This window comes from Paraconexibacter sp. (assembly GCF_059438195.1).
In genome coordinates, this window is the sequence record NZ_JBLKKY010000070.1 from 1 (window position 1) to 21758 (window position 21758).

At 72.0% G+C, this 21758-nt stretch carries 20 protein-coding genes; 2 read left to right on the forward strand and 18 right to left on the reverse strand.

Annotation, left to right across the window (positions count from 1 at the left end):
* Positions 1-274 precede the first annotated feature (274 nt).
* The 12 genes from ACME2J_RS18545 to ACME2J_RS18600 all read right to left on the reverse strand — a co-directional run bounded on the left by ACME2J_RS18545 (position 275) and on the right by ACME2J_RS18600 (position 13506).
* Positions 275-1648, reverse strand: a complete 1374-nt coding sequence (locus ACME2J_RS18545; protein WP_495546428.1) for an MlaD family protein — start codon at positions 1646-1648, stop codon at positions 275-277.
* Positions 1645-2958, reverse strand: coding sequence for an MlaD family protein (locus ACME2J_RS18550; RefSeq protein WP_495546429.1), 1314 nt, complete (start codon positions 2956-2958; stop codon positions 1645-1647). The genes ACME2J_RS18545 and ACME2J_RS18550 overlap by 4 nt, the downstream gene beginning before the upstream one ends.
* Positions 2955-4292 carry an MlaD family protein gene (locus tag ACME2J_RS18555; protein ID WP_495546430.1) on the reverse strand — a complete coding sequence of 446 codons (1338 nt, stop codon included), beginning with the start codon at positions 4290-4292 and terminating at the stop codon, positions 2955-2957. Before ACME2J_RS18555 ends, ACME2J_RS18550 begins: the two co-directional genes overlap by 4 nt.
* Entirely contained in the window at positions 4292-5617 is a 1326-nt protein-coding gene (locus ACME2J_RS18560) for an MlaD family protein (RefSeq protein WP_495546431.1), read from the reverse strand. The genes ACME2J_RS18555 and ACME2J_RS18560 overlap by 1 nt, the downstream gene beginning before the upstream one ends.
* Positions 5614-7035: an MlaD family protein gene (locus ACME2J_RS18565; protein WP_495546432.1), complete on the reverse strand. Its 1422-nt coding sequence runs from the start codon at positions 7033-7035 to the stop codon at positions 5614-5616. The genes ACME2J_RS18560 and ACME2J_RS18565 overlap by 4 nt, the downstream gene beginning before the upstream one ends.
* A complete protein-coding gene (locus ACME2J_RS18570; RefSeq protein ID WP_495546433.1) occupies positions 7032-8387 on the reverse strand; it encodes an MlaD family protein in 1356 nt (451 codons plus the stop codon). Before ACME2J_RS18570 ends, ACME2J_RS18565 begins: the two co-directional genes overlap by 4 nt.
* A complete protein-coding gene (locus ACME2J_RS18575) occupies positions 8384-9229 on the reverse strand; it encodes an MlaE family ABC transporter permease (protein WP_495546434.1) in 846 nt (281 codons plus the stop codon). Before ACME2J_RS18575 ends, ACME2J_RS18570 begins: the two co-directional genes overlap by 4 nt.
* Entirely contained in the window at positions 9229-10092 is an 864-nt protein-coding gene (locus ACME2J_RS18580; RefSeq protein WP_495546435.1) for an MlaE family ABC transporter permease, read from the reverse strand. Before ACME2J_RS18580 ends, ACME2J_RS18575 begins: the two co-directional genes overlap by 1 nt.
* 183 nt (positions 10093-10275) lie before the next feature.
* On the reverse strand, positions 10276-10857 hold the full coding sequence (locus ACME2J_RS18585) for a 3-phenylpropionate/cinnamic acid dioxygenase subunit beta (RefSeq protein WP_495546436.1): 582 nt from the start codon (positions 10855-10857) through the stop codon (positions 10276-10278).
* Positions 10854-12245 carry an aromatic ring-hydroxylating oxygenase subunit alpha gene (locus ACME2J_RS18590; protein WP_495546437.1) on the reverse strand — a complete coding sequence of 464 codons (1392 nt, stop codon included), beginning with the start codon at positions 12243-12245 and terminating at the stop codon, positions 10854-10856. The genes ACME2J_RS18585 and ACME2J_RS18590 overlap by 4 nt, the downstream gene beginning before the upstream one ends.
* Positions 12232-12507: a ferredoxin gene (locus ACME2J_RS18595; protein WP_495546438.1), complete on the reverse strand. Its 276-nt coding sequence runs from the start codon at positions 12505-12507 to the stop codon at positions 12232-12234. Before ACME2J_RS18595 ends, ACME2J_RS18590 begins: the two co-directional genes overlap by 14 nt.
* Before the next feature lie 3 nt (positions 12508-12510).
* Positions 12511-13506 (reverse strand): amidohydrolase family protein, encoded by a 996-nt coding sequence (locus ACME2J_RS18600; RefSeq protein ID WP_495546439.1) that lies wholly within the window; start codon positions 13504-13506, stop codon positions 12511-12513.
* A 151-nt stretch (positions 13507-13657) separates the two neighbouring features.
* Between ACME2J_RS18600 and ACME2J_RS18605 the strand changes: the two genes are divergently transcribed.
* Both ACME2J_RS18605 and ACME2J_RS18610 read left to right on the forward strand, forming a co-directional pair.
* Positions 13658-14503 (forward strand): fumarylacetoacetate hydrolase family protein, encoded by an 846-nt coding sequence (locus ACME2J_RS18605; protein WP_495546440.1) that lies wholly within the window; start codon positions 13658-13660, stop codon positions 14501-14503.
* A 37-nt stretch (positions 14504-14540) separates the two neighbouring features.
* Entirely contained in the window at positions 14541-15326 is a 786-nt protein-coding gene (locus ACME2J_RS18610) for an SDR family NAD(P)-dependent oxidoreductase (RefSeq protein WP_495546441.1), read from the forward strand.
* A gap of 63 nt (positions 15327-15389) precedes the next feature.
* On the opposite strand, the gene ACME2J_RS18615 is transcribed toward ACME2J_RS18610, so the two are convergent.
* The 6 genes from ACME2J_RS18615 to ACME2J_RS18640 all read right to left on the reverse strand — a co-directional run bounded on the left by ACME2J_RS18615 (position 15390) and on the right by ACME2J_RS18640 (position 21618).
* Positions 15390-16205 carry an SDR family NAD(P)-dependent oxidoreductase gene (locus tag ACME2J_RS18615; RefSeq protein ID WP_495546442.1) on the reverse strand — a complete coding sequence of 272 codons (816 nt, stop codon included), beginning with the start codon at positions 16203-16205 and terminating at the stop codon, positions 15390-15392.
* A gap of 11 nt (positions 16206-16216) precedes the next feature.
* Complete coding sequence (locus tag ACME2J_RS18620; RefSeq protein WP_495546443.1) at positions 16217-17488, reverse strand: cytochrome P450; 1272 nt, start codon at positions 17486-17488, stop codon at positions 16217-16219.
* Positions 17479-18786 (reverse strand): NAD(P)/FAD-dependent oxidoreductase, encoded by a 1308-nt coding sequence (locus tag ACME2J_RS18625; protein ID WP_495546444.1) that lies wholly within the window; start codon positions 18784-18786, stop codon positions 17479-17481. Before ACME2J_RS18625 ends, ACME2J_RS18620 begins: the two co-directional genes overlap by 10 nt.
* A 78-nt stretch (positions 18787-18864) precedes the next feature.
* Entirely contained in the window at positions 18865-20070 is a 1206-nt protein-coding gene (locus ACME2J_RS18630) for an ABC transporter ATP-binding protein (protein ID WP_495546445.1), read from the reverse strand.
* Entirely contained in the window at positions 20057-21214 is a 1158-nt protein-coding gene (locus tag ACME2J_RS18635) for a thiolase family protein (protein WP_495546446.1), read from the reverse strand. The genes ACME2J_RS18630 and ACME2J_RS18635 overlap by 14 nt, the downstream gene beginning before the upstream one ends.
* Complete coding sequence (locus tag ACME2J_RS18640; protein WP_495546447.1) at positions 21211-21618, reverse strand: Zn-ribbon domain-containing OB-fold protein; 408 nt, start codon at positions 21616-21618, stop codon at positions 21211-21213. The genes ACME2J_RS18635 and ACME2J_RS18640 overlap by 4 nt, the downstream gene beginning before the upstream one ends.
* Between the last annotated feature and the right edge of the window lie 140 nt (positions 21619-21758).

Consider the following 21758-nt stretch of genomic DNA (forward strand, 5'->3'; position numbering starts at 1 on the left):
TCAGCGGCCCCGGTCCCCGGGGCCGCTACTGCTTCATGCAAGATCCGGGCTAGGATGGAAACGTCGTCGCGGCGGTGTCCCAAAGTGGCACAACGCCCCAAGCCGTTCTTCGTACCCGATTGCCGCACACGGCGGCCGGCGCGCATGGCGCGGAGCATCGAACTCGCTCGCCGGGCACTCAGCACCGTCCCTCGATCGCACCGGACATCCTCTACGGGCGAACGCACCGTCGACGCGTACGACGCACGCGAGCGGCGCCCGCAGAGGCAGCCCCTCAGCAGGCGGCTTCGACGCGCGGGTAGACGAAGCCGGTCCCCGGCACCTTCGTCGGGCCCTGCGGGCCGTTCGGGTCCGCCTCGCCCCGGCCGGCCCGTCCCGCCTTCGGGTAGGCGTCGTAGCTGCGCGCGGTGAGCGGCGCGAGGAACCCCGTGTGGAGCAGCTTCTGAGTCGCGAGATTGAACGCGTCCGGCACGCCGGCCACCGAGTTGCTCGAGAAGAGGACGCCGAGGCGCGCCGTGTGACCGGTCGCGTCGTAGGCGTTTGCGAGCGAGCCGAGGCCGGTGAACGTGTCGAGGGTGTCGGCCGTGTACGGCGCGAGATGGTCGACGGACGGATTCACCTCGCAGAAGACCCGTCGCAGGGCGGGCATCGCCTCGGCGAGCGGCCCGGAGGACGAGGAGAGCGCCGCGACCGTCTCGCGCAGCGGCGGCGTCGCGCGGTCAACCTCTTCGAGCAGCGTGTCGACGGTCCGCGCGACGGGCCGCAGAGCGCGCACGGAAGGGCGGACCTGCCGCAGCGCGACGGCGAGGTCGTCGAGGACCGGCGCCGCCCGGCCGGTGGTGCGCCTGACGACCTCCGAGGTCGAGCGAGCTCGGTCGAGCGTGTCGGGGAGCTGGCGCAGGACGTCGGAGAGCGCGGAGTCCTGCCGGCCGACGGCGTCGAGGGCGGTCGTGCCCTGCTGCGCGATCGCGCGGATCGCCTCGCCGCGGTCGCCGACCGCGCGGCCGATCTCGCCGACGTCGGCGACGAGATCGGCGAGCGCCTCGCGACGCGGGTGCGTCGTCTCGACGATGCGGGCGAGCTCGCTGATCATCCGCGCGCCGTCGCCGAGGACCGTGTGCAGCTCGTCACCGCGACCCTCGAGACCGCGCCCGGCGCTGCGCAGGAGGTCACGTGCCCGGGTACGGGTCTCACCACGCAGGACGCTGAGGATCTCGTCGACGTCGACGTACTCGTCGGCCTTCGCGGGCACGAGGACGGCATCGTCGGCCATCGGCTCCGCCGCGGTTCCGGGGACGACCGCGACGTAGTTCTCACCGACGGGCGTCCGAGCCCGCACCTCGACGCGCGAGTCGGCGGGGAGCGGCGTCACGCGGTCGTCGTCGATCTCGAGGCGCAGCCGGGCGGCCGCCCCGTCCCTCTCGATCTCCCGGACCGAGCCGACGTGGATCCCGGCCACGGTGACGCGAGCGCCCGGTGTGAGCGACGCCGACGTCGGCACGAGCGCGTCGACCTCATGCGTCGACGCGCCGGGACGCGGCACGCCGCCCCCGGCGACGAGGAGCACGAGGGCGTAGCCGATCGCGATGGCGGCGAACGCCGCGGCGGTGAGGGCCTGCCACCCGAAGCCTCGACGACCGGACGTCATTTGTGGTCCTCCTCCCTTGCGGGTCGACCGCCGATCGCGCGGCCGCCCACGCAGGACGGGGCGGCGACGCGGTTCGACGAGCCCGGCACGCCCGTGTTCGGCAGCGCGAAGCCCATCGACCCGCGCGGCACGGTGCCCTGGAGGTCACCGAACTTGCTCATCGACACGTTCCACTGGAAGAACCCCTTGAAGCCGGTCTCGCACTTCACGAGCCCCTCGGTCACCTTGTGGACGGTGTCGAGCTCGGGGAGGAGCCCCTCGACGGTGCCCCGCAGGCGCTCGGACACCGGCCGCAGCGACGAGGCGAGCGGCCGCAGGCGACGGACCGGCCCGTCGAGATCGGAGGCGGCGCGCCCGAGATCGTTCGCGAGGCGGTGCACCTCCGGGAGCGCGGGCTCGAGCGCCTCCGCGACAGGGACGAGCTCTCGCAGCGCGGGGTCGAGATCGTCGAGGACCGGCCGCAGGGCGGTCATGCTCGAGCGGATCGTCGCGACGGTGCCGGGGAGCTCGCGGAGCGTCGCGTCGAGGTCGGCGGAGCCGCGCTGGAGGGTGCCGAGAGTCGCGCTGCCGGCGCCGACGAGCCGGCGGACGGCCTTCTCGCGTTCGCCGAGCTCCTCGGTGAGGACAGCCATGTTGTGCACGAGGCGTCGCGTGTGCCGCCGGCGCTTCGCGAGCTCGCTCGTGACCCGGTCGGCCTTCACGAGGAACCTCGTCAACTCCGCGAACGTCCTCCGCAGCGCGAGTCCGTTGTCGTCGAGCCCTTCACCGAGGTCGCTGAGCAGCGTGCGCATCCGCGTCCGCTCGCGCCCCTGGAACGCGTCGAGGACGTCGTCGACCCGCACCGAGACCCGAGTCGACCCCTTCGCGAGCGCGTCGTCGCCGCCGAGCTTCCCCGCCTCCGGCGTCCCGGCATCGACGATGTCGAGATACATGTCCTGCAGCGGCGTGACAGGCCGCAGCTCGGCGCGGGCGTCCCGGTAGATCGGCCCGTAGCGCTTCTGCACCTTCGCAACCACGAAGATCCGCGTCCCGCGCCGCTCGACATCGGTCACCTGCCCCGCAGGCACGCCGCGCACGCGCACGTCCGAGAACCCGCCGACGACGCCGGCGGCATCGTTCACCTCGAAGCGCACCGTCTCGGTGGAGCGCAGGACGGATCCGTCGATCTTCGTGAAGAGGAACGCCGCACCGAGCATTCCGAGCACCACGAAGGCGAGCACGAGCCCGAGTGGCGCCGCCGCACGGCGGGCCTGCAGCTGCAGGCGCGAGCGGGTGAGGCGCTCCGTGAGCCGTCCACGGACCTCGTTCACGGGGACGCCTCCTTCCGAGCAGCCGATGGGGCGAAGGGCTCGAGGTACTTCACGTAGGTGCCGAAGGCCTCCTCGAGCGTCTCGCACGCGAGCAGCTCGTCGGTCGACCCGTCGGTGAGCGCGGTCTTACACGGCAGGTGCGCCGTCGTGTTCCCACCGGTCACCGGGAATCGCATGAAGTGGCCGTTGAGGTCCTTCTGGCTCATGAGCCCACCGAGGTGCGCGAACGCCGCGCCGAACATCGTGCTCGTCGGCTTCCCCGTCACCGCGTCGGGCTCTGTGAGGTAGGGGAGGATCGTCCCGTCGAGCCGGTCGAGGTCCGGCTCGAGCCCGTCGACGAGGGCACGGCCCGGGCGTGCGGCCTTGGCGAGCGACCGACTCGCCGGGCGTAGCGAGGCAAGCAGGGGCCGGGCGCCGCGGAGGAGGTCGTCGGCCGGCTCGACCGCCTGCCTCAGCCGCGTGAGTGCGGGCGCGAGTTCGGGCACGACCGGACGGACGCCGGCGACGAGACGGTCCACCTCCTCGAAGCTGCTCCCCAGTCGGTTCAGGGTCCGCCTCGCGGCGGTCGCCGCCCCGGGGAGCACCTCGAGCGCGCGTCCCAGCTCGCGCTCGCGTGACGCGGTCACACGCAGCGTCGCGGCCGCGCCGGCGACGAGCCGTCGCAGATCGTCATCCGGCGCGTCGAGCGCACGCATCGTCGCCGCTGCCCCGCGGACGAGCCGTCGGACGTCGTCGCCGCTCCGCTCGCCGCGTAGCGCGTCCATGGCGGTCGCTGCGTCCGGTGCGATCCGGGCGGTCTCGCGGAGCGCTCTCGCCGGCCCTGCATCGTCGGCGAGCGCGTCGCCGAACTCGTGCATGATCGACCGCGCGCCCGTGCGCGCATCGCGTCGGAACACACCCTGCAGATCCTCGAGCTCGACCTGCCGGGACGTCCGCCCGGGCGCGATCCCCGTTGTCGGGAGAGGCCCCGCCCCGGGTGTACCCCGGTCGATCTCGATGGCGAACACGCCGCCGAGGAGCGTCCTCCAGGTCAGCGTCGCATGGGCGTCGCCGTAGAGAGGGCCGGCGTCATCGGCGACCTCGAGCGTCACGCGGGCGGCTCCGGCGGACGTACGCTCGACCGACTCGACCTCGCCCTCCTTGCGCCCCTCCATCCGCACCTCGTCGCCCTCGTAGAGCTGCGGCGCGCTCGGGAACGTGACGATGACGCGCCGGCCCTCGTCCTCGAAGAGCGTGCGGAAGACCTGCGTGAAGACGGCGACGAGGACGAGGACGACGACGATCGTCGTGATGATCCCGATCGTGCGCGTGTCGAGCCGACGGATGCGGGACATCAGCGGCCACCTCTCTCGAGCGCACCCGAGACGTAGGGCTTGGAGAGCCAGCGGCAGGGGGGCGAGTAGTGGTCGCGCATGAACAGCCCCGTCGCGTCCTTCGCGCCGGCATCGGCGGCGCTGAGCGTCGGGATGACGACCGCGCGGAAGCCCTCCGGCGGCCCGGAGTCGCCGGCGGCGCCGGGCTGGCTGAAGCCGGTCATCGACCGGAACACCGCCCCGAAGTTCTTGAGGTCGCAGCCCTTCGGGATGACCTGGGCGAGGACCGGCCGCACGGTGTCGACGAGATGACGGGCGGGGCCGAGCACGGGGCTCGTCGCGGACGTGAGGCGCAGGACGCGCGGGACGGCGGCGTCGACCGCCTCGATGAGCGGCGCGGCTCGCGAGATCGGGCCGGGGGCGCGGTCGAGGGTCTCCGCGGTCGCCGAGAGCCCCTCCGGCGCCGTCGCGAGAGTCCGGTCGGCGGCGGAGGCCACGCCGTCGAGGGAGGCGAGGAGGCGGCGGCCCTCGCTGAGGCCCGACGTGATGCCCGTGAGCGCGGCGGGGGCGCGGTCGAGGGTCGACCTCACCGCGTCCCGCTCGTCGACGAAGGGAGCGAGGGCGTCGGCCGCCGACCGCGTGAGGCGGGCGAGCTCCTCCCGGTTGGCGTCGAGCGGCGTGGCGGCGGACCGCAGCGCCGGCGCGAGCCGCCGCAGCGCGCCGTCCCGCTCGAGCACGGTGTCGGCGAGCTCGAGCCAGTCCTGCGTCGCCCCACCCGCGAGACGGAGCGCCTCGTTGACCGACGCGCCGTTGCCGAGGAGCCCGAGGCCCATCTCGTCGATGGACGTCCCGAGCCCGTCGAGCGTGGGGCCATCGAGGATCTCGAGCGCCTCGGGCACGCCGGACGTGTAGGCGCTCGCGTCCGCCCGCAGCGTCGTGCCGTCGGGGAGCTCGCCGCCACCTGTGCCGGGGATCAGCTCGACGTAGCGTGAGCCGAGGAGCCCGAGCGCGCGGATCGCGACGTCGGTCTCCCTCGGGAGGTGCACGCCCGGCTCGATCTGCAGCTCGATCCGCGGGCGCCCGTCCGGGCCAACCTCGCGGCCGAGGACCTGCCCGACGCGAACCCCCGCCACCCGCACCTGGTCGTGGGCGATGAGGTTGCCGACCTGCGGCACGGAGACGTAGATCGTGCGGTAGTCGCGACCGGGGACGCCGTTGATCGCCTGCGTGGCGAGGAAGAGGACGATCGCGAGGGCGAGCGTCGCCGCCCCGCCCCGCACGAGGACCTGCGGAGGGCTGAGCGTGTCGTACCGGCGTCCGCGCCGTGCTCGGGTCCGCGTTCTCATGGGTCGAGGAGGAAGTCGAGGAGGGGCGTCTCGGGCCGCGGCGCCACGCCGCCGCCGGACGGCTTCTGCTTCGGGACGAGCTTTCCGACGAGGACGTCGACGGTGTCCTCGAGGGCGGGGAGCACCTGCTCGAGCTGCGGCACGAGCGACTTCGTCGGCGCGGGAGCTCGGTCGTCCCGTGGCGGTGCCGGCGTCCTCTCCGGCGTCTGCGCGGGGCGACGGGCGGGGGGCCGGCGGTCGCGCCCGCGCCGGCGCGATGCCGGCTTCGACGCGTTGCGCAGGCGGTCGACCATCGTGGTGAGCGACGTGATCGGCACCGCGAGCTCCGCCCGGAAGACGTGACTGAGCCGGTCGCGGTACTGAATCGCGCGCGACCAGTTCTCGAGGATCGCGAGGAGGTTGTCCCAGGTGCCGTCGACGATGTCGGCGGTCGGTGCGAGCTCGACCGTCGCGAGCCTCTCCGCGGAGGCGAGCGTCGGACGAGCGCGATCGAGGAACGGCGTCGCCTCCTTCCCGAGCCGGTCGAGCTCGGGCGCGAGCGCGGAGGCGGACCGGAGGGTGGGCGATGCCGCCCGGGCGACGTCCGGGAGCTCGGTGAGCATGGCGCGCAGGGGCGCCGCGGTCGCCTGCAGCCGACGCGCTGTGCGTCCGAGCGGCGGCGAGAGCTCTTCCACCTCGGTGAGGAAGGACCGCAGGGTGCCGAGCGCCGCCGGCGCGCGCTCGAGGCTCGCACGCAGGCCCGTGCGACGCTCGGCGACCGTCGTCGCCGCCTCGCCGGCGGTCTCGACGAGGCGCGTGAGCGAGCGTCGCTCCCGCGTCACCGTCCCGACGTAGCGGTCGGTCCTCGTCACGAGCTCGGCGAGAACGTCGTTCTCGCTCGCGAGGTCGTCGGCGAGAGCGGCCCCGCGCTGCAGGACCTCCGGGAGGTTCCCGACGAAGGTGTCGATGCCGATCTCGCGACCGGTGACGGCGAGACCCGCCTCGTTCATGAGGACGGCGAGCCGGGCGCGCGTGTCGGGTCCGAGGACGTCGAGGACCTGGTCGAGGTCGGTGGACCGCGAGACCGCGCTCGCGGGCAGCGTCGCCCCGTCGGGCGCCGGCGCGCTCCGCGTACCCGGCTCGAGGCGGAGCTGCTTCATGCCGAGGAGGTTCTGCGCGACGATCGTCGCCTTCGCATCGCGGCCGACGGGCGCGTGCCTGCGGTCGATGTCGGCGTGGACGAGGACCGTCTCGCCGCGAAGCTCGAGCTCGACCGTGCCGACGGTGAGGCCGCCGACGACGACGGGCGACCCGTTGTCGAGGCCGTTCGCGTTCTCGAGCTCGAGCGTGACGCGATAGGGATCGTCGCCGGTCGCCACGACGGCGACGGCGACGACCGCGGCGGCGAGCGCGCCGAGGAGCAGGACGCGCCGCCTCACGGTCGTGCCTCCGACGGCGTCGTCGCCTCGCGGTCCTTCGACGGGTCGAGGGCGTCCGGGCCTGCGCCGCACTCGGGCTGAAACCACGGCTGCCCGGCGTTCATGCCCGGCGGCAGCGGGAAGGCGTAGGTGAGCCCCGGGAAGAGATCGGTCGCCTGCTCGGGCGTGTACGGCGACGAGGCCGACAGAGCCGGTAGCAGCGCCTGCGGCTGGACGCGTGCGACGCGGTCGACGCCGTCGTGTCCCGAGGAGAAGTCCGCCCACGTCGCCATGAAGCCGGCGATCTCGGGGGAGTACGGCCGGATGCACCGCATCGCCTTCGCCGCTTCGAGGCCCGCCGAGCGGTAGCGCGGCGCCTGATCCTCCGCGCTCACGAGCAGAGCGGTCACGTCGGGCGCGGCGCGGCGCAGCGTGGCGAGCGTCTCGCGACCGTCGGGCCCGACGTCGCGCACCGCTTCGACCGCGCTGTTGAGCGGTGCCGCGAGCCGCCGGAGCTCCCGCACCGCCGGCGCGAGGTCGGCGACGAGCTCCCCGGCCGGGGTGAGCGACCCCTCCGCCCGGGCGAGCGTCGACCGCGTCTGGGCAAGCGTGCCGGGAAGGCGCTGCAGCGAGGCCTCGACGTCATCGGCTCGCGCGGCCATCACCGAGAACGTCGTCGCCGCTCCCTCGAGCAGCGTCGCGAACCTCGGCTCCGCCCGCCGGACCGACGAGGCGACGGCGTGCGTCGAGACGACGAGGTCGTCGAGCTCCTCGAGGTCGCCGCCGACGTCGTCGAGGAACCGGTGCGCGTCGCGAGCGAGGGGCGCTCCGCGCCCGATCGCGCGCGGGAGGTGCGGCTCGGCGCGGAGCACGGCGGTACCCGCCGTGTCGAGGAAGCGACCGAGATCCTTCCGCGTCCGGGCGTCGAACACTCGGAGGACGTCGTCGAACTCGACGGGCGTCACGACGGCGCGGCGGGGCAGCGTCGCACCGTCCTCGAACGGCGGGCCGGGACGGTCGGGACGCACGATCTCGAGGTAGCGGTTCGTTGCGGAGATCGTGCCGCCGGCGCGGACGAGCACCCGAGTCCCCTCCGGCAGGGGCCAGGCCTCATCGTCGACCCGCAGCGTGATCCGCGCCGCCCGCCCCTCATCCGCGAAGGAGAGTTCGTCGATGACGCCGACCTTCTCGCTCGATCCCTCGCGGACCTCGGTGCCCTCGATGAGGTTCGTCGCTTCGGCGGCGACGAGATGCAGCTCGTGACCGTCACCGCTGCGCCCGGGCGCACCGAGGAAGACCCAGGCAACCCCGAGCGCAGCGAGCACGGCGAAGAGCGGAACAAGAACCGGATGGCGCAGCCTCATCACGCTCACCCGCCGATCGGAAGACTCGGGTCGTTGCCGTAGATGACGACGCCGACCGCGGCGGAGATGACGTGGACGAGCACGATGTTCACCGCGAGGGAACGCGCGACCGCGTGACCGACCGTCGCGGGCCCGCCACGTGCCCGCAGGCCGTAGAAGCAGGCGACCAGCATGCACGGGATCGCGATGAGAAGCATCTGAAGTCCGGCGTAGAACTGGCTCGCGATCGACTGCATGCCGAAATTCACGTCCGAGAGCACCTGGCCGCTGTTGACCCCGAGCAGCTCGACGACGTTGACGTAGGCCCCGGCGAAGAACCCCACCAGTGCGATGACGGCGAGGATCGGAACCGCGACAATCGTCGCGACAAGGCGCGTCGCGACGAGCTCGCGGATCGGGTCGACGCCCTGCGCCTCGTACGCGTCGATCTCCTGCTGGATCCGTGCTGAGCCGAGCTCGGCGGCGACGGCGCAGCAGATGCTGCCCGCGAACACGTAGCCGAACATCGTCACGGCCGCGAACCGAGGACCGGTGTAGCCAGAGATGATCCCGGCGTAGTCAGCGGCGCCGATCGCACGGAGCAGGAACACGCCGACCGTCGACGCGCTGAGACCCATGAACCCGGCCATGATGAAGAGCAGGACGCTCGACCGGCGCAGGATGCTCGCCGTGTACACCGAGACCGTCGCGAAGCTGCGCGGCGTCGTGAGGATCGCCGCGACCGCGTAGCCGCCGAAGACCGTGAACTCGCCGACCTCGCGCCACAGGCCGCCGCGCGCCGGTGGCGACTTGCCCGCCGGCGCCGAGGGGGCCGCCTGCGACAGGGGCGTCGGCTCGACCGGCGTCGCCATCAGCCCCTCACCCCGCTCGCCTCCGGGAAGAGGGTCAGGAAGGCGAGGTTGTAGAAGCTGTTGATGACCCAGAGACCGAAGAAGGAGATGACGACCGTCGTCGTCACGGCGTTGCCGACGCCTTCCGCGCCGCCTCGGCTGCGCAACCCGACGAAGCATGCGACGACGCCGAGGAAGAAGCCGATGATCGCTCCCTTGAGGAGGGCCGCGTAGACGTCGATGGGAAGGATCGCGAGCCGGAAGGACTCGACCATTCCCTCGGGCGTCGACCGGAGCACGCCGGCTCCGACGACGTGGTTCGTCGTCATCGTCACCATCCCGCCGAGGAACGGCAGGCACGCTCCGAGGACGGTCATCGCCACGACCCGCGGCACGATGAGCGTCGTGAAGCGGTCGACCGCGAGGACGTCGAGCGCGTCGAGCTCATCGCGGATCTTGCGGGCGCCGAGGTCGGCGGCGACCGAGCTGCCGACGATGCCCGCGAGGATCATCACCGAGATCCACAGGTTGATCTCGCGGATGAAGACGGTGAAGATCACCCCCGGCTGACGGTCCGAGATGCCGAGCATGTTCGCCACCACTCCGAACTGGATGACGGCGAACCCGAGGGTGTAGAGGAAGACCGAGACGGCGACCGGCAGCATGCAGCGACGGAATCCGGTCGCGATCTCGTCGAGGGCGTCCTTGAACCACGGGAAGGGCGGACGCAGCGCGACGCGGATGCTCTTGAGGCCGAGCGCGGCCATGCCCTGCAGGCTGTCGAGGAGCGAGTAGCCGGGGATGTCCCGGAGGCCGCTGCCCTTCGGCAGCCCGAGCGTCGCGCTTCCCTGCCGGCCCCCGCCGGTCCGTCCCCCCCCTCCCATGGCGGATGATCTTGACAGCCCGTCAGCCATGCAGACAGACCCAGGTGGGGAGGTTTCGCGGTCGACCGGGGAGGCCCGCGCGCCACGGAGAGAGATGGCGGCGAAGCTCCCCGGCGCACCTGCGAGCGACGTGTCGAGCTGAGGTTGACATGGGTGCTGACAGGTGTTCTCAGCCGCGCTTCCTCAGAGGAAGATCGCGAGGTTCTGAGTCCCGATCGTCGCCTGGTCGGCGTAGATCGTGCGACGCGCGATCTGGAGGCCGCCCTCAGCGCGCCGGAGCAGGTCGGTCCGCCGGTAGGAGATGAGCTCGAGCTGGGACTCCTGGTAGCGGTTGCGGACGAGGAGGACCGAGCTGCGCACGTCGAACTCGTCTTCCTGCGATCGGCGGTAGACGCGCACGTTCGTGACGAAGCGCCGTGTCCGCGACGGCGGCTTCTCGGCCCACGCGCTCTGCGTCATGGCGAGCCGCGTCACCTTCGTCCCGAGGGTCATCGCGTCCTCGTCGAAGTGGAACATCCCGGTCGAGAACTCGGAGCCGTCGACGCGGTCCCGGGTCGACCGGACGGGCATGCGGTAGACGATGTCGGGCGCCATCCGCCCGAACCACTTCATGAGCTCGTTGTCGTCGAGATCCGTCGCCTCGTCCTCGAGGAACTCGACGATCTCGAAGTGCAGCGGCTCGCCGATGTGGACCCGCGGGAGATCGGCGCGACCGGCCTCCTCGGTCTGCGGCGGCGCCTCCTGATGCTCGGGCGTCGTGCTCACGAGATCTCCCCCCTCATGTACTGGCCGTAGCGAACCCACCAGTTCCACTGGTTGTCGTCCTTCGTGAAGCCGTCGTAGACGTGGCCGCCACCGGGCCAGTCGTCGGGCTTGTTCTCGCCGACGAGCGCCTGGTAGCGCAGCTTCTGCTGCGCCCCCATGTGCCCCTGCGCGGCCTGCGTCATCTGCGGCCACGTGTCGGCGTCGTCGGTCTCGATGAAGCCGCTGATGCCGAAGGCGAGCGTCGAGGTCCTCCGCAGCAGCTCGCGGTCCTCCTCCGTCGCGGACTTCTCGACGAAGAACCAGTTGAAGAACTCGAACTTGTCGGGCCCCTTGGGGACGAACGCGTGCCAGGCGATGAAGCCCGACAGCTTGTCGCCGAGCGGGAAGGACATCGAGAACGTGCCGACGTTCGGGAAGAGGCCGCCGACCGACGGCGGGAAGTCCGCGAGGACGCGCAGCTGGTCCTCGTCGAAGCGCTCGGCGAGCGCCCCCACCTGGTCGGGGCGGATGCCCGGCGGCGGCGCGATCCGCAGCCGGTCCAGCGGCGACATCTCCTTCTGCGTCTTGCCCTTGAGCGCGAGGATGTGCGTGTCGCGCATGTCGATGCAGCGCAGCCCGTGGCCGTTGGCGCTGACGTTCAAGCCACCCTGGAACACCGGCTCGTCGTCGCGACTCTCGGTCGCCTGCAGCTCGACGAGCGACTGGTGGAGCGTGAGCGTGTGGTAGCCGTCGCCGGCGTGCTGCTCGCCCGCGCACTTCCAGTTCGCGTTGATCATGAACCGCTGCGGCGGGCCGAGGACCTCGAGGCCGTCCTCGGTGCGGTCGAACATGAGGTCGAGGTACCACTTGATGTCGCCCAGGTACTCGCCGAGCGAGGGGCCGTCGTGGTTCCACGTCGCGAAGATCATCCCGACGTAGGTGTCCACCCGGGCCTTCGTGAGCCCGAGCTCCTCCTTCGTGCGCACGTCACCGTGCATCTTCTCCGCGGCGATCGGCGCGCCGAGGAACCGGCCGGTGTTCGAGAAGGTCCACCCGTGGTAGGGGCACTTGAACTGATTGCCCTTCCCGCCCTCGGCGCGGCAGATCATCATGCCCCGGTGCGTGCACACGTTGAGGAGCACGTGCACCTCGCCGGTCTTGTCGCGCGTGACGATGACCGGGTCCTCGCCGATGTAGCGCATGACGTAGTCACCGGGGTTGGGGACCTCGCTCTCGTGCGCGACCGGCGTCCAGACCTTGCCGAAGATGTGCGTCATCTCGTGCCGGTAGATCTCCGGGTCCGAGAGGACTCGCATCGAGACCTCGTTGTTCTCGTGATCGATGAGATCCGAGAACCGCGTGCCGTCACCCAGCACGAGGTCCTCGCCGTGCACGTCATCGAGCAGCATCCGCTCCTCCTTCGCGTCCTACTGTTGACTGGCTCTGCTCGGCGGCCGTCTCGACGACGATCGCCTCCTCGGGGCACTCGTAGGCGGTCTCGCGCACCTCGTCCTCGAGCTCGGCGGGCACGGGGCCGTCGACGTAGGCGAACCCGCCGTCGTCGAGCTTGAAGACGCTGGGACAGAGGTCGGCGCAGATGCCGTAGCCCGAGCACTTGCGACGGTCGACGGTGACGAGGATCTCCCCCGTGGTCTCGGTGCGTTCCGCCATCGCTCAGACCTCGACCGCGAGCCGCTTGAGCAGCTTCAGCGCGTTGCCGGACCTGATCTTCTCCCGGTCCTCCTCGGAGAGGCCGATCTCGGCCGTGAGATCGCCGTGGAAGTTGTCGGAGCCGCCGAGGTTGTCGCCGTAGACGAAGCGGTCGACGCCGATGAGGTCGACGAGCGCTCGCCGCATGACGGGCTCGTGGACGTCCGGGTCGAAGTAGAAGTTGTCGAGGTACTGATCGACGGGCTTGAGGTTGACGCTGTCGGGCGCCATCGTCAGGTTCGTCTGCGTGAGCCGCCCGAGGTGGTAGGGCATGTAGCCGCCGGCGTGGGTGACGTAGAACCGCAGGCTCGGATGGCGGTCGAGCACGCCGCTGCAGATCAGGTACCAGACGCACAGCGTCTCGTAGTAGTTCATCCCCACGATCGAGGTCGCGTCGTAGCGGTCCTCCCCGTGCGTGGCGCCCGTCGCGGAGACGTTGTAGCCGTGGACGAACACGGGGACGTCGAGCTGGACGAGCTTCTCCCACAGCGGCTCGTAGGCGTCGTCCCAGACTTCGCGGCCGGCGAAGTCCGCGCCGCCCATGATCATGCCCACGGCGCCGAGCTGCTCGACCGCGCGCTCGAGCTCGACGACCGCCGCCTCGGGGTCGGCCATCGGCACGAGCGCCCAGAAGTGGAACCTGTCGGGCTCGTCGGCGCAGAACGCCGCGAGCTCGTCGTTGTTGATCTGCGCGTACCGGATGCCGTAGTCGCCGGCCCAGTACATGTACATGTGCGAGGGGCCGGAGAAGACGACCTTGTCGATCCCGCGCTGCTCCATGCGCTCGAGCGACTTCTCCCGCGAGAAGTTGTCCGCCGCATGCCCGAACTTGCCGGCCTCCTTGAGGCCCAGCGTCCAGTCGCCCACGCGGAGCGTGTCGTTCTCCCACACAGGGCCCCAGTACGGGTCGTGCCCGAACATGCCGTGGGTGAGGGCGTGGGCGTGAAGGTTGATCAGCATCGGATGCTCCTCCTCGAGCAAGGGACGCATCGATGTTCGCCCTCGGGAGCCCGTTCGCGAGTGTCCTAACTTGGGACGGTGCGCCGACCGGCGCCGTGTCTCGAATTGGGACGCCCCGGACCGCCCTGAACGCGGGCAGCCTCTTCGCGCCATGAAGATCGCGAGATGCAGTCCCCGCGCGGGCGGCGAGGCCCGCTGGGCGGCCGTCGACCTCGACGCGGGCTCCGTCCGGCCCATCGCCGGGACGTTCCGCGAATGGGCGCCGCCGCTCACACGCGCCCCCGGGTCCGAGCCGCACTGGGACGGTGACGCCGTCGCCCTCGAGGACGTGCGGCTGCTCGCCCCGGTCGAGCGGTCGTCGAAGGTCCTCTGCGCCGGGGCGAACTACGTGAAGCACGTCGACCGCCTCGGCCTCTCGATGCCCGAGCGTCCCGCCGTCTTCGTGAAGCCCTACGACGCGGTCATCGGCCCGGGCGACGACATCGCCCTTCCCTCGATCACGTCGCAGCTCGACTACGAGGTCGAGCTCGTCGCAGTCGTCGGCGACGACCACACGGGCGAGCGCGGGGCGCCGGACCCGTCGGTCGTCCTCGGCTTCACGGTCGGCAACGACGTCTCGGCGCGAGACCTCCAGTTCGGCGGCGTGACCGGCATGGACATGTTCTCCTCGAAGGGCCTCGACGCCACGAGCGGCATCGGCCCCTGGATCGTCACCGCCGACGAGGTGGGGGGCGCCGCGCCGGACCTCGAGATGCGACTCGACGTCGACGGGGAGACCCGCCAGCGCGACCGCACGAGCAGCATGGTCTGGGACGTCCCGGCGCTCATGCGCTACGTCGACACGCGCAGCCGACTGCGCGCCGGCGACCTCCTCTTCACGGGCACGCCCGCCGGCGTCGCCTACGAGGACGGGCGCTACCTGCGGCCCGGTCAGGAGGTCGTCGCGTCGATCGAAGGCATCGGCGAGCTGCGCAACGTCGTCGCCGCCGGCACCTGACCCCTTCTCCCCCGACATCAACGAACAGGAGAGCTCCATGGGAGTGCTGAACGGAAAGGTCGCCCTCGTCACGGGCGGCGCGAAGGGCATCGGCCGCGGGATCGCCCGCCGCTACGTGCGCGAGGGCGCGGCGGTCGTCATCGCCGACGTCGACGAGTCTGCGGGCGAGGCGACCGCGGCGGAGCTCGCCGAGCTCGGCGGCCGCGGGAGCTTCGTCGCGACCGACGTCGGCGACCGCGCTCAGGTCCGGCGCATGGTCGAGACGACCGTCTCCGAGCACGGCCGGCTCGACGTGCTCGTGAACAACGCGATCGCGCTGTCGCCGAACGTCGTGCTCGAGGAGAAGACCGACGACATGCTCGGGGGCGTCCTCGGCACCGGCCTGTGGGCGACGTGGTGGGCGATGCACGCCGCGCTCCCCGCGATGCGCGAGCAAGGCGGCGGCCGCATCATCAACATGTACTCGATCGACGCCGAGACGGCGGCCTGGATGCACTCGGACTACAACGTCGCGAAGGACGCGATCCGCTCCCTCACGCGCTCGGCGGCGGTGGAGTGGGCCCGCTACAACGTCCTCGCGAACGTCATCGCGCCAGTGGCGAAGGGCACGGTGTTCGGCGAGCTCGTGCAGGCGATGCCCGAGTTCGAGCAGGTCTTCTCGGCCGGCAACCCGCTCGGCTACATCGGCGACCCCGAGGACGACATCGCCCCGGTCGCCGTCTTCCTCGCCTCCGAGGCCTCGCGCTACATGACCGGCGAGACGCTGCACGTCGACGGCGGGCAGCACCTCCCCCGCTACAACAGCAAGCCGCAGGACCTGTAGACGCGCGCGAGGCCCCGCTCGGACGAGCGGGGCCTCGCGGCGATGCGGCGCGGCTGGCCCCGGTCAGGCCTGGAGCTGGGCCATCATGTCGAGCTCGTCCGCGTAGGTGGGCGTGTGGATCGAGAACCCGCCGTCGACGGGGATCGTCGCGCCGGTGATCATCGCGGCCGGCTCGGAGACGAGGAAGGCGACGATCTCGCCGACCTCCTCGGGCTCCACGAGCCGGGGGACGGGGAAGTGCCGCAGGAACATCTCGAGTGCGGGCTCCGGAAGCGCGCCCTTGAGCCCGGGCGTCGCGACCAGGCCGAGCGCGAGCGCGACGCAGCGGATGCCCTCCCGCCCGTACTGCGTCGCGACGTTGCGCGTGAAGGCCATGATCGCCGCCTTCGACGTGCCGTACGCGGGGCGGGACAGCTCGGCCTGGACGCCGGTGCCCGACGACGTGTTGACGATCGCCCCGCCGCCCGTCTCGATCATCGCGGGGATCGCGTGCTTGCAGCCGAGGACGTATCCGATGAGGTTGACCTTCAGCACCCGCTCCCAGAGATCGGCGTCGGCTGCGGCGACCGGCCCGTCGCCGACGAGGACCTCCGGCGAGAGGAGGGCAGCGTTGTTGTGGAGGATGTCGAGGCGGCCGAACTCCCGCACCGCGGTGTCGACCATGCCGACGATGTCGTCCTCCTTCGCGACGTCCGTCGTGCACGCGACCGCGCGACCGCCGGCGCGACGGACCTCCTCCGCGAGGCGCTCCGCGCCATCGGCGTCGATGTCCGCGACGACGACCGCGGCGCCGCGGCCGGCGAGCGCGTGCACCGTCGCCGCACCGATGCCTGCTGCGCCGCCGGTGACGATCGCGACCTTGTTCTCCAGCTGCTGCATGTCCGTTCCTCTCAATCCCAGATGACGTCGACGCGTCCCGGCCCGCGGACGTTGACCCCGCGCACGCGTGACGGCTCGGCCGCCGGATCGAGCCGCAGGCCCGGCAGGCGGTCGAGCAGCGTCTCCAGCGCGACGACGACCTGCACCGTCGCGATGTTCATGCCCGGGCACACGTGGCGCCCGAGTCCGAAGGTGAGCGGCGTCCGCCCGCTGCGCGTGAGGTCGAAGGCGTCCGGCTCGGGGAACGCCTCCTCGTCGCGGTTCGCGGACCCGAGCATGAGGAGCACGGCGGCACCGGCCGGGAGCGTCACTCCGCCGATCTCGACCTCACGCGTCGTGACCCTCGGGACGGTGCCGAAGGGCGCGTCGAAGCGCTGCGCCTCGATCACGGCCTTCTGCAGGAGCGAACGATCCCCCCGCACCTGGGCGAGGAGGTCCGGGCGACCGAGGAGCATCGATGCCGTGATGAGGAACTGGCGCGACGTGTTCTCCGTCGCGGCGACGAGCAGGGCGCGGATGAAGTTCGTGACCTGATCGTCATCGAGGCGGGCGCCCTCGTACTCCGCGTTGATGAGGTGGCTGATGAGGTCGGCGCCGTCGGCCCCTGCGGAGCGCCGGCTCTCGACGATCGGCCGCACGAGCTCGTAGAGCTCCTGCGAGGCCTCCATCGCGCGCCCGTAGCGCTGCATCATGCGGTCGACGTTCGACGGGTCAGCGTCGACGGCGAGGCCGAGGAGCATGAGCACGGCAAGCACCTGGAAGCGCTCGAAGAAGCTCTCGTCGCCCTCGAGACCGATGATCTCGTAGATGACGTCGACCGGGAACCGCTGGGCGAAGCCGACGAGGTCGGCCTGCGTGTCCGCTGCGAGCTCGGAGACGGCGCGCTCGATGATCGGGCGCACGACGGTGTCCTCCCAGTGCGTCACCGCCTTGCGCGTGAAGATCGGGAGCATGAGGCCGCGCCACGAGCGGTGCTCGTCGCCGTCGAGGCCGAGCACGACGCGCCCTGCGAGTGGACCGAACGTCTCGAGCCAGATCGCGCTGCTGAACGTCTCGTGGTCGCGGAGCGCCGCGGCGACGTGCTCGTAGGAGAAGAGCGAGTACACCGGCCGCTCGGCGTCGGTGCCGGAGAAGGACGGCACCCCGAGCTCGGCGAGGATGTCGCCGCGCCACACGGGCGTCGTCCGCCGCTTCTCGGCGAAGAGCTCGTACGGGTCGTCGACCGTCGCCGCGTCGAAGCTCGCACTCAGCTCGGCGAAGACCTCTTCGCTTGTCACCTGCATACCTCACCTCGTTGGTCTGGCTCCTGCGGAGCGGGTTCGTGGCGGCTCTCTCCGCCGAGGGGCCCGTGGCTCTCGTCGAGCGCGGCGGCGAGGTCGACGTCGAGATCGCGGAGAAGCTCGGGACGCGGCCGGGCGCGGCGACCGATCGCCGCGCGCGCAGCGCGGACCTCGTCGGGACTGTCGACGCCGACGGCGGCGGCGAGCCCGCCGTCCCGGAGGAGGAACGCGGTGAACGGCCCCGCGTCGGGGTCGCCGCGCATGACGACGTCGTCGCCGGGGTCGGCGAGCCCGGCGATCTCGAGCTTGTGCTCGTACTGGTCCGACCACACCCACGGGACCTCGGCGAAGGACTCGTCGGCGCCGAGCATGTTGCGGGCGGCCGCGGCGCCGTGGTGCTGCGCGTGCTGCCAGTGCTCGATCCGCAGCCGCCGGCCGAGCGCGGGGTTGTCGTGCCGCGCGACGTCGCCGGCGGCGAAGACGCGCGGCGCCGAGGTCCGGCAGCGGTCGTCCACGACGATTCCGTCGTCGACGGCGAGGCCGGCGTCGCGCGCGAGCGAGTCGTCGGGCTCGAGTCCGAGGGCGAGCACGACGGCGTCGGCACCGATCGGCGGGCCGTCCCGCAGCACGACCTCGAGCCCGTCACCGGCCGGGGCGACGTCGGTCACGACGGCGTCGGTGAGGAGCCGCACACCGCGCTGGCGGTGGAGACGGGCGTAGTGCTCGCCGAGAAGCGCAGGCAGCACGCGAGCGAGCGGCCGCGGTGCCGCCTCGAGCAACGTCACCTCGCAGCCGGACTGGATCGCGCTCGCCGCGAGCTCGGCGCCGACGAACCCGGCTCCGACGATCGCCAGCGAGCCGCGCGCGGCGATGACCTCGCGCAGCCGGATCGCGTCGTCGAGAGTGCGCACGACGTGCGTGTCCCCGTTCGCGGTGAGCCCCGCCGGCATCCTCGCGCGACCGCCGGTCGCGAGGAGGAGCGCGTCATAGGGGATGACCTCATCGTCGGCGAGCGTGATCGTGCTCGCGGCGACGTCGACGGCGACGGCCGCGCGGCCGAGGACGAGCTCGACGTCCTTCGCGGCCCACACCTTCGCCGGGCGCATGTGCGTCCGCTCGGGGGCCATCTCGCCTCGCACGACCGCCTTCGTGAGCGGCGGCCGGTTGTACGGCGCGTGCTCCTCGTCGCCGACGAGGACGACGCGGCCGTCGAATCCGGCGCTGCGCAAGGTCAGCGCGGCGGTCGCCCCCGCCGTCCCTGCGCCCACGATGACGAACGTCCTGTCCGCGGTTCCCGCCATGCCCGCTCGACGCTACGAGCGCGAGGCCGCGTGCCGGTGTCCCAAACTGACACAGCGGCCCGGCACCGACCGGCGACCTCACGCGTCCATGCCGAGCGGCCCCTGCGACGCGCCGCTGAGGAACTGCTGCACGAACTCGTTCTCGCTCGCCAGCACGACGTCGACGAAGCCGGACTCGACGACGCGTCCGCGGAAGAGGATCGACACGTGGTCGGCGATCGAGCGGGCGAGCGCGATGTCGTGGGTCACCACGACCATCGAGCCGCCGTGCTCGGCGTGCCGGTCGACGAGGAGGTCGCCGAGGAGAGCGGTCCGCACGGGATCGAGCCCGGAGTCCGGCTCATCGCAGAGGACGATGCCCGGATCGAGCGCGAGGGCACGGGCGAGGCCGGCGCGCTTGCGCATGCCGCCGGAGAGCTCACCGGGCATCCGGTGCGCGGCCCGGAGGAGGCCGACGTCGGCGAGGTGGCGCTCGACGTTCTCGCGGACCTCCTTCTCGGAGAAGTCGGTGTGCTGGCGCAGCGGGTAGGCGACGTTGTCGAAGACGTCGAGGCTGCTGAAGAGCGCGCCGTCCTGGAACATGACGCCGATCTCCCGGCGCTGGAGGAGCACCTCGGAGCGGCTCATCGCGCGCAGCGAGCGACCCCGGATGAGCACGTCACCGGCGTCCGGCTCCATCACGCCGATGATGTGCTGGAGGAGGACGCTCTTCCCGGTCCCCGACGGGCCGAGGACGACGGAGATCACTCCCTCCGGAACCTCGAGGTCGAGCCCCGCGAGCACGGTGTTCGACCCGAAGCTCTTGCGCAGGTCGCGGGTCTCGACGGCGAGGAGCGATGGGTCGATCGGACCGTCCGCGTCGGCCAGCCGCACGGCGACGCAGGGACCTTCGGCGATGGCGACCAGACGCTCGCGGAGGATGACGTCCACCTCGAGGTACTTGCGCACGGGCCCGCGGGCGACGACAGCGCCGGTCGCCACCGCAGACGGCATCGGCAGCGCACCGCCGGCGAACCGCCGCGCCTGCTCGTCGGTGAGCTCGACCTCGATCTCGGCGGGCTCGACGGCGGGGACGACGACCGGCCGCGGCCGGTCGAGGAGGAGCGTGACGCCGGTCTCACCGCCGCCGACCCGCACGGCGAGACTCGTCCGCGCGTACGGGAGGCGGTCGAGGGTGCCCTCCGGGATCTCGAGCGCCAAGGCCAGTGCGCGGTGAAGCTCGCCGGCGGCGTCGGGGGCGTGCTGCGCGGCCGCGCCACGGGCCCGTGTGTCACTTTCGGCCACGACGGACCTCCTCCCTGCGCAGCACGAGGACCGAGCAGTTGCCTCCCGCCCCGAGCGCGTGGGTGAGTCCGACGCGCGCGCCGGCGACCTGGCGGGCGCCGCACCGCCCGCGGAGCTGCTGCGCGATCTCGAAGACCTGGCCGAGCGCGGAAGCGCCGACCGGCTCGCCCTTCGAGAGCAGTCCGCCGGACGGGTTGACGGGGATGCGGCCGCCGATCGTCGTCGCACCGTCGCGCAGCAGCGCGACGCCCTCCCCCGGCGCGCAGAGCCCGAGCTCCTCGGTGCTGATGATCTCGGTCGCGCAGTCGGTGTCCTGGAGCTCGACGACATCGACGTCGGATGGGTCGATGCCGGCCATCTCGTAGGCGGTCCGGGCCGCGCGGCGCGTCACCGAGGCGTCCTGCGGGGCGACGGGGGACGACGTCGGCATGTGCTCGCCGATCGCCTGCTCGCGAGCGGCCGTGCAGAGCCCCTGGCCGGCGAGGACGACGTCGCCGTTCCGGGGCGGGCGCGCCGTGAGGACGGCGGCTGCCGCCCCCTCGTTCGGCGAGCAGAGCATGAGGAGGCGCAGGGGATCGACGACGGGACGGCTCTCGAGCACATCGTCGAGGGTGACCTCGTGGCGGTACATCGCGCGCTCGTTGTGGACGGAATGACGGTGGTTCTTCACGGCGACGTGGGCGAGATCCTCCTCCGTCGTGCCGTGCTCGTGCATGTGGCGGCGCGCGGCGAGCGCGAACTGCGCCGGGTTGACGGCGTGCCCGCTGAGCCGGCGCCAGTCGGCGAAGTAGTCCATGTCCATCACCCCGCGCGGCATCTTCTCGATGCCGACCGCGACGACGTGGCGGAAGGTGCCCGCCGCGAGCAGGTTGTGGGCGATCTGGGCCGCCGTGCCGCCCGAAGAGCACGCGTTCTCGACGTTGATGACCGGGATGCCCGTCCGTCCGAGGAGGTCGACGAGCCGCTGGCCGGCGCCCGTCTTCGCGTACATGTGCCCGCACACGAGCGCGTCGACATCCGGCCACCGGATGTCCGCGTCGGCGAGCGCGTCGCGGACAGCGATCTCCCCGAGGTCGACGGGCGCCTTGTCGGGGAACCGGCCGAACGGGTGCATCCCGACGCCGCTGACGACGACCTCGCTCATGCGTCCCCCATCGCGTAGGCGTAGGTGAGCAGCGGCTCCTCGTCGGTGCCGACCTCGTGGAGCCGGAAGCGCACCGGCGCCCCGACGTGCAGCCGCTCGACCGGATCAGCGAGGAGCGTCGTGCTCACCCGCAGCCGCTCCTCTGCGAGCTCGACGATGCCGAGCCCGTAGGGCACCGGCCCGCTGTAGGCGGGGACGGGGACGCGGACGATCGTGAACGAGTAGATCGTCCCCTCCTGGGAGAGCGGGGTGACGTGGACGTCGCGCTCGCCGCAGGCGCCGCAGACGGCGACCGCGGGGAACGCATGGTCGCGGCAGCTCGCGCAGCGGCTGCCGAGCAGCGCCGGCGGGTCGACCTGGAAGAGCCCCTCTCCGACGAGACGCGTCGGCTCGACGGCCGTCATGCGACCACCTCGCGCGAGGTTGCGGCGAGCGTCCCGGCGAGCGCGCGCTCGTGGGTGAGGGGATCGCCGAACCGCTGCTCGCACTCGAGGACGCGGGCGAGGAGCGGATGGGCCTCGTGCTCGTCGGAGAAGCCGACGCC

Bases quoted from the DNA above. Each gene is read 5' to 3' on its own strand.
- ACME2J_RS18545 (WP_495546428.1), bottom strand. From the start codon at position 1,648: ATGACGTCCGGTCGTCGAGGCTTCGGGTGGCAGGCCCTCACCGCCGCG.
- ACME2J_RS18555 (WP_495546430.1), bottom strand. From the start codon at position 4,292: ATGTCCCGCATCCGTCGGCTCGACACGCGCACGATCGGGATCATCACG.
- ACME2J_RS18560 (WP_495546431.1), bottom strand. From the start codon at position 5,617: ATGAGAACGCGGACCCGAGCACGGCGCGGACGCCGGTACGACACGCTC.
- ACME2J_RS18575 (WP_495546434.1), bottom strand. From the start codon at position 9,229: ATGGCGACGCCGGTCGAGCCGACGCCCCTGTCGCAGGCGGCCCCCTCG.
- ACME2J_RS18580 (WP_495546435.1), bottom strand. From the start codon at position 10,092: ATGGGAGGGGGGGGACGGACCGGCGGGGGCCGGCAGGGAAGCGCGACG.
- ACME2J_RS18590 (WP_495546437.1), bottom strand. From the start codon at position 12,245: ATGCTGCTCGATGACGTGCACGGCGAGGACCTCGTGCTGGGTGACGGC.
- ACME2J_RS18595 (WP_495546438.1), bottom strand. From the start codon at position 12,507: ATGGCGGAACGCACCGAGACCACGGGGGAGATCCTCGTCACCGTCGAC.
- ACME2J_RS18600 (WP_495546439.1), bottom strand. From the start codon at position 13,506: ATGCTGATCAACCTTCACGCCCACGCCCTCACCCACGGCATGTTCGGG.
- ACME2J_RS18605 (WP_495546440.1), top strand. From the start codon at position 13,658: ATGAAGATCGCGAGATGCAGTCCCCGCGCGGGCGGCGAGGCCCGCTGG.
- ACME2J_RS18610 (WP_495546441.1), top strand. From the start codon at position 14,541: ATGGGAGTGCTGAACGGAAAGGTCGCCCTCGTCACGGGCGGCGCGAAG.
- ACME2J_RS18615 (WP_495546442.1), bottom strand. From the start codon at position 16,205: ATGCAGCAGCTGGAGAACAAGGTCGCGATCGTCACCGGCGGCGCAGCA.
- ACME2J_RS18620 (WP_495546443.1), bottom strand. From the start codon at position 17,488: ATGCAGGTGACAAGCGAAGAGGTCTTCGCCGAGCTGAGTGCGAGCTTC.
- ACME2J_RS18625 (WP_495546444.1), bottom strand. From the start codon at position 18,786: ATGGCGGGAACCGCGGACAGGACGTTCGTCATCGTGGGCGCAGGGACG.
- ACME2J_RS18635 (WP_495546446.1), bottom strand. From the start codon at position 21,214: ATGAGCGAGGTCGTCGTCAGCGGCGTCGGGATGCACCCGTTCGGCCGG.
- ACME2J_RS18640 (WP_495546447.1), bottom strand. From the start codon at position 21,618: ATGACGGCCGTCGAGCCGACGCGTCTCGTCGGAGAGGGGCTCTTCCAG.